Genomic DNA, 438 nt, shown 5'->3' with positions numbered 1-438 from the left:
GAACAAGATGGGACCAGCGTCACCGCCTTCGAGAACGAGGACGCCGCACAGCGGGCGTTCAATCAGCGACGGGTAGACGCGATACTGCGCGGCGACTACGTCCCGTCGACGCGCGGACCAGGGGAGCAGATAGCGGTCACTGCTGTCGTGCCGGAAGGAAGCATCCGGTCGACGCTCATCGTCGTCGAAGTGCGCCGGGTCCTGAGCGCGCTGGAGCGCCAGGAGCGACTGGAGCGGACGCCCTATCTCGACCAGCCGCCCGTGCCACTCCCTGATACTGTCAGCGCGAGCCAGTACTTCGGGTTCACCTACACGATCCTGATTCCGCTGCTGTTGTTCCTCCCCCCGTTCATCAGCGGATCGGTTGCCGTCGACACTGTCACCGAAGAGATCGAGCGCGGCACGATGGAACTGCTCCGCGTGGCCCCAGTGTCATTA

At 64.4% G+C, this 438-nt stretch carries 1 pseudogene; it reads left to right on the top strand.

Features of this window, described 5'->3' with window-relative positions:
• Positions 1-438, top strand: a pseudogene (locus tag FY251_RS21510) (ABC transporter permease); the annotation flags it as partial.

The sequence above is a fragment of the Haloferax sp. KTX1 genome (assembly GCF_902410085.1).
GTDB classification, from domain to species: domain Archaea; phylum Halobacteriota; class Halobacteria; order Halobacteriales; family Haloferacaceae; genus Haloferax; species Haloferax massiliensis.
This window is presented reverse-complemented; position numbering and strand designations above follow the sequence as displayed.